Origin of the sequence: Streptomyces bobili, from assembly GCF_002154575.1 — a bacterium.
GTDB lineage: Bacteria > Actinomycetota > Actinomycetes > Streptomycetales > Streptomycetaceae > Streptomyces > Streptomyces bobili.
In genome coordinates this window covers 1-5,781 of sequence record NZ_MUBA01000762.1, presented here as the reverse complement: position 1 = coordinate 5,781, position 5,781 = coordinate 1, and the positions used below count along the sequence as shown (strand labels likewise).

The following is a 5,781-nucleotide window of genomic DNA, read 5'->3' as shown; positions in this document are numbered from 1 at the left end:
CCTCGGGCGGGAGGTAGGGGCCCGGGGGCGGGATGGCAGGGGTGGAGGAAGGGGGGCGGGAGGGGCGGGCGTAGGAGCGCACCGGCTCGGGGCGGGGCACGAACTCGTCGAACCAGCGGGCGAGTCGGGCGTCCCAGGGCAGGGGCGGGTGGCTGAGGGCGCGGATGTCCTCGACCAGACCGCCGGGCAGGTAGCCGCGTTCCTGACGCTCGTGCAGGTCCAGGCCCTGGGCCAGGCCGCGCCGGTAGAAGCCGTCGAGGTCGGTGTAGTGGCCGGGCGGGCCGAGCGGAGCGCCGAGGATGTCGCCGGCGCCCTTGCCGCGGAGCGTGGACAGGCGGCGCATGCGGCGCAGGTCGCCCGCGATCCGGTCGTAGACCTCCTCCGCGGACAGGCCCTCCAGAACCCGGTCGTACAGCAGGCCTTCGGGCATGGTGCCGACCTGCATCTCGCGCAGCCAGCCGTTGACGACGTAGTCGCAGGCGACGTTGAAGAGGTAGGGGTCGCGGGTGCCGCAGCGGTCGCCGTGGCGCAGGGCGGCGTGCAGCATCTCGTGGGCGAGGACGAACCGCCACTCCTCGTCCTCGAACGTCCGCAGCGGGTTGACGTAGATCTCCCCGGCCTCGGCGTTCACTGCGGCGACGGAGATGCCGTGGGCGCGGGCCAGTTCGGCGTCGGCGACGAGCTTGATGCCGGCCGCGATGCCGCCCAGCAGCGGGTAGGAGGTGATGAACCAGGCCAGCGCGCGTTCCCAGGGGCGCTTGCCGGGGGCCTCGTCGTCGAGGGTGTCGCGGAGACCGCCGGCCATGTCCATCGCGGCGGACACGGTCCGGGTGAGGGCGGTGGCGAAGGCCAGCTGCCGGTCCTGGGGGGTGCCCAGTCCCTCCCAGGCCAGGAGGACCTGGTCGGGCTCGCCGCCCGCCGTCCCGCAGTGTTCGTAGGCGGGTGGCAGCCCGGTGCGGCGCCAGCGGTCGGCGAGCTGTTCCTCGTCGCCGTCCGGGTAGGCGGACGGCAGGTGGTCGGGGGCGCGGCCGATGGGGAACGTGAGCAGGAAGCGGTTGACGACCGCGCAGCGTGCGGCGAGCTGGTGGCGGTCGGGCTGGACGCGTTCGCCGCGGGCGACCGGCAGGTGGCCGAAGCCGAGGTGCAGGGCGGCGTGGGCGAGCGACCAGGCCCAGAGGGCGGGATCGGCGATCCGGTCGGGGTGGGCGTGGACCTGGCCGCTGGAGTGGACGGTGAGGAGCCCGTCACGGGGTGCGAGGGTGCAGTCCGGGTGGCGGCAGACGGAGAAGTCGACGGCGGCCAGCGCGGGGTTGGCGCGCACCAGCCGCATCCCCTCGGCGAAGGCCTCCCCGGCCAGGTCGCGCTTCTTCCGGCCGCGGCCGGCGCGGCTCATCGGCGCGCCTCCACCAGCCGGGGCATGTCGCGGGCCGCCTCCACCAGGAACCAGGCGGGCAGCACGGGGTTGCCGTCGGCGTCGGAGGCGATGACGGTCTGGGCGACCTCGACGGATATCTCGGCGAGCTGTACCAGCAGCGACTTGGCGCGGTGGGCGGTCTGCCGGCCGCTCGCCGGCATGTGCTCCTTGACGGCGGGCAGTTCCTTCACGAGCCGGCCGCGGAAGGACTCGGCGAGGTAGTAGAGCAGGTCACGGTCCTCGGTGCGGTGCGGCCAGGGGGCGTCGCCCTTGATGACGGCCTCGATGCCGTACCGGCTGCGGACGATCCTGACGTAGCCGCAGAAGGCGGTGGCGTGCGCGGGGGTCAGCGTGCCGTGCGCGAGGACCTTCAGGGTGTCCTCGTCGAGGCCTTTGCCGAAGGAGTGCAGGGCGTCGGAGAGCATGTGCCAGGAGCGGGGCGTGGAGAAGGGCTCCTCGGTCTTGGGCGGCTTGGACCACAGGTGGTCGGGCCGGTCGGTGACGTGGTCCAGGACCCACGGGTGGATGCCGTTGCCCGCCGCCCACACCAGCCAGTCCTTGGCGGAGGCCTCCAGGTGGACGTGGGTGAGGCGGTTGACCAGCGCGGAGGCGATGGGGCGGGCGAGGGCGTTGTCGGTGGCCCGGTTGCCCGCGCCGATGACGATGGAGCCCTTGGGCAGTTCGTAGGTGCCGATGCGGCGGTCCAGGATCAGCGAGTAGAACGCCTTCTGCACATCGGGTCCTGCCGCGTTCAGCTCGTCCAGGAACAGGCAGTACGGCTCGTCGCGGGCGATCGCCTCCGGCGGGCAGAACACCGAGCGCCCGTCCCGGATCTGCGGCACGCCGATCAGGTCCTCGGGGGCCAGCTGGGTGCCGAGCAGGCTCACGCACTCCAGCCCCAGGGACTCGGCGAAGTCCCTTACCAGGGAGGACTTTCCGATGCCGGGGGCGCCCCAGAGGAACACGGGCCGCACGGTGGCGAGACCGAGCAGCAGTTCGGGGATGCGGGAGGGCGTGACGGTGACGGCTGCCTGCACGCAGCGGCTCCAGGGGGTGTTCGAACGGGCGCGCGAGTGCGCGATGCACGAACAGTGTGTGCGTACGGCTCCGTCGTCGCAGCCGATTTTCAGGCGGCCCGCTCCTCCGACGCCCTCTCCCGCGGCACCTGGGGCCCGGCCGCCTCGTCCAGCCAGCGGCGCAGGACCCGGTGGACCTGCTCGGCGCCGATCAGATCCTCGCCGTCCGCGACCGGTGCGGACAGGGCGAGGGGGGACAGCAGGAACGGCTTCGACTGGGCGCCGCCGAGGCCGCCGTGCGAGCCGATCTGCTCCTCGAAGGCGAGGACCTCGCCGTCGGCGGGGTCGTGGAAGGAGTTGACCATGATGTCGGCGGTGTGCGGGAAGGTGTGCGTGCGGCGCACGGCCTCGGCGGCGCCGGGGCCGAAGCCGGCCAGCGGGCCGGGCTCCTCGTCGAGGCGGCCGACGGGGATCTGAGCCCCGTACGCGCCGAGGACGACCCCGCCGTGCTCCTCGCTGCGCACGAGGAGGAAGCCGATGCCGGGGTGGTTGGCGAGCGTGGTGAGCAGCGCGGGGTGGCGGGCGTCGATCTCCTCCTTGCTCATGCGGTGCGGCACGTCGGGGAAGGAGACCAGGCCGAGGTTGCCGGAGGCGAGCACGATCGGCTCCGAGCGGGGGGACGGGCGGTGCTGTTCGCCGCCCTCCTCCACCGGCCTGCGCAGGGCGGCCCGGACGGCCGCGCGGGCCTCGGCGCCGCTGTGGGTGCGGCGCGCCCGGCGCGGCACGGGCAGCCCGCAGCCGGCCCGGACCAGGTCGCCGAGGGTCAGGCCGTAGCGGGCGCGGAAGGTCTCACCGGGGCTCTGCCCGTGGTCGGACAGGACGACGATGCGGTACGGCCGCGGGGCGTGTTCGGCGACGTTCTCGATGAGCGCCAGGGCGCGGTCGAGGCGGGCGAGGACCTGCTCGGTGTCGCGGCCGAGCGGTCCGGAGTGGTGCGCCACCTCGTCGTAGGCGACCAGGTCGGCGTAGACGGCGCTGCGGCCGGCGAGCATGTCGCCCGTCACGGCGGCGACGACGACGTCCCGCTCGACGACGGTCGCGAAGGCGCGGATGAACGGGTAGAGGCCGCCGCGGGACACCCGAGGGCGCTGGCTCCTCAGCCGGGCGCGGGTGGACTGCCCGATCTCGCGGCCCGCCTCCGCGACGAAGGACAGGGCGGTGCGGACGGCGTTGGCCGGGTCGCTGAAGTACGCGAAGTAGCCGGCCCGGGAGCGGGTCGCGCTGCTGCGGCGGCCCACCGCGATGGAGAGGACGAGGGCCTGTTCGCCGGCGCCGCCGCCGAAGAGGTTGCCGCGGCTGGCGCCGTCGGCGTGGAGCAGCCCGGTGTGCCCGGCGCGTTCCACGGCCCGGCGCTGGAGTTCGGCGGCGCTGGTGGGACGGTTGCAGACCATCACCTCCCGGCTGTCCTTCTCGTACCAGCGGAAGGCGGGGACGTCGAAGTTGCTGCCGTGCAGGATGCCGAGCTGGCTGGCGCCGGTCTGGCTGGACCAGTCGGTGCGCCAGGGGGTGAGGCGGTGGGTGGGGCGGGCGGCCGTGTCCTGCCGGGCGCCCAGCCACTTGGCGACGGTCGGCATCAGCCCCTTGGCGACGGCCGCGGCCAGCACGTCGTGGCCGACGCCGTCGAGCTGGAGGAAGACGGTGCCGTGGGTGGCGGGGCAGGCCGGGCCGCCGCCTCTTCGGCGGCGGTCGGCGAGGCGGTACAGGCGGCGCCGGTAGGCGTCGTCGTCACGGACGGCCAGGGCGCCGCCGGTCGCGGAGGCCACGGCGGACATCACGGCGGCGACGATGACGGCGGTCTCGGGGGCGGCCTCGCTCTGCCCGGACGGGTTCAGCCGCAGGGCGAGCAGCAGGAGCGAGCCGTTGAGGAAGAACACCAGCAGGCCGAGGACGAGCGCCGGCACGAGCAGCAGCAGCCGGACCAGCAGCGGCCAGGCCAGCGCCGACAGGACACCGAAGACCCCGGCCCCGGCCGCCGCGGTCACGGCGATCGTGGTGGCGCTGTCCCCGTCGGGCGACTGGAGCCGGAAGTCCGGCAGGATCCCCGCGAGCACCAGCATCGTCACGGTGGACACGCCCCACACCGCGACGCTTCGCCCGGCCTGACTGACGGCCCGCCGCCAACGCCCCTCGCCCACGCCCCGTACACCTCACGTCCCGGCCCGTCGTCGATGCGGCCCTCTGCCTCTCCACCCTGTCATACGGCGGGTGAGGGCCGACCGGATCCGGCGAGCCGGTGCCCGCCGCGGCGACGCGGTCAGCGTCCGTCGTACCCGGCCGTCGGCATGGACAGTCTGCGGTGCACGCGGGCCTTCATCTGCGCGTCGTAGGCGGGTTCGGCGACGCCCACCGTCTCCACCCGTACCCCCCGCCGCGCGCACTCCTCGGTGAACTCCTCGACGCAGGACAGGGCGCACTCCAGCACGCGCCGGCTGGGTGCGACGAAGAGGTCGACGCCGGGTCTGACGCCGTCCCACAGCACGCAGTGGTCCGACCGCAGTCCGCGGACCAGCAGCTCCCGGCTGACGACGTAGCCCCGTTCGGCGGCCCACCGCGCGCACATCGCGTGCTGGCTGCGGGAGTCCACCAGGAAGGGATCGGCGTCCAGTTCCTCCAGCGGCGTCAGACTCGCGATCGCCGTGACCCGCACCGGTCCCATGGGGTCCCCCTCACCTCCGGGTTTCGCCGCCGACCCTACTCCTGCCCGTAGGCTTCGGGGAGTCGCGCGAAGGGGGCAAAGAGGTGCCGGTGGAGATCACCTGGTGGGGTCACGCCACCTGCACGATCGCCGATGCGGACATCCGTGTGCTGACCGATCCCCTGTTCGCCCGCCGGCTGGCGCATCTGCGGCGGCGCCGGGGGGCGTTGCCCACGCCCGACGCCTGGCGCGCGGACGTGGCGCTGGTGTCGCATCTGCACTCCGATCATCTGCACATTCCCTCGCTGGCGCGCCTGGCGCCGGGCACGCGCCTGCTGGTGCCCCGCGGTGCGCCGCGTGCCGTCCCCGGCCTGCGGCGTCTCACGCGGCTGCGGCTGACCGAGATGGCGCCGGGCGACGAGACGACCGTCGGTGACCTGCGGGTACGGGCGGTGTCCGCACGCCACGACGGGCGGCGGCTGCCGGTCGGCCGGCACCACTCCCCCGCGCTCGGGTACGTCGTGGAGGGCGAGGCGCGGACGTACTTCGCCGGGGACACCGGCCTGTTCGAGTCGATGGCCGAGGAGGTCGGGCAGGTCGACGTGGCGGTGCTGCCGGTGGGCGGCTGGGGACCGTACCTCGGGGAGGGGCACCTG

At 74.3% G+C, this 5,781-nt stretch carries 5 protein-coding genes; 1 reads left to right on the top strand and 4 read right to left on the bottom strand.

Going from position 1 to position 5,781, the window contains the following annotated elements; genetic code table 11:
* From BZL64_RS37360 to BZL64_RS37345, 4 genes are all read right to left on the bottom strand, one after another.
* On the bottom strand, nt 1–1,393 hold a 1,393-nt coding region (locus BZL64_RS37360; RefSeq protein ID WP_086773433.1), incomplete at its 3' end, for a DUF2201 family putative metallopeptidase.
* Complete coding sequence (locus BZL64_RS37355) at nt 1,390–2,451, bottom strand: ATP-binding protein (RefSeq protein ID WP_086773432.1); 1,062 nt, start codon at nt 2,449–2,451, stop codon at nt 1,390–1,392. The genes BZL64_RS37355 and BZL64_RS37360, both read right to left, overlap by 4 nt.
* A gap of 89 nt (nt 2,452–2,540) precedes the next feature.
* On the bottom strand, nt 2,541–4,571 hold the full coding sequence (locus tag BZL64_RS37350; protein ID WP_244205782.1) for a phage holin family protein: 2,031 nt from the start codon (nt 4,569–4,571) through the stop codon (nt 2,541–2,543).
* Nucleotides 4,572–4,744: 173 nt separating this feature from the next.
* The gene (locus tag BZL64_RS37345) at nt 4,745–5,146 is read right to left on the bottom strand and encodes a hypothetical protein (RefSeq protein ID WP_086773430.1); all 402 of its coding nucleotides are present in this window, start codon (nt 5,144–5,146) and stop codon (nt 4,745–4,747) included.
* A gap of 83 nt (nt 5,147–5,229) precedes the next feature.
* On the opposite strand from BZL64_RS37345, the gene BZL64_RS37340 reads away from it, so the two are divergent.
* A partial coding sequence (locus tag BZL64_RS37340; protein WP_167396261.1) for an MBL fold metallo-hydrolase occupies nt 5,230–5,781 on the top strand: 552 nt, incomplete at its 3' end.

Bases quoted from the DNA above. Each gene is read 5' to 3' on its own strand.
- BZL64_RS37345 (WP_086773430.1), bottom strand. From the start codon at position 5,146: ATGGGACCGGTGCGGGTCACGGCGATCGCGAGTCTGACGCCGCTGGAG.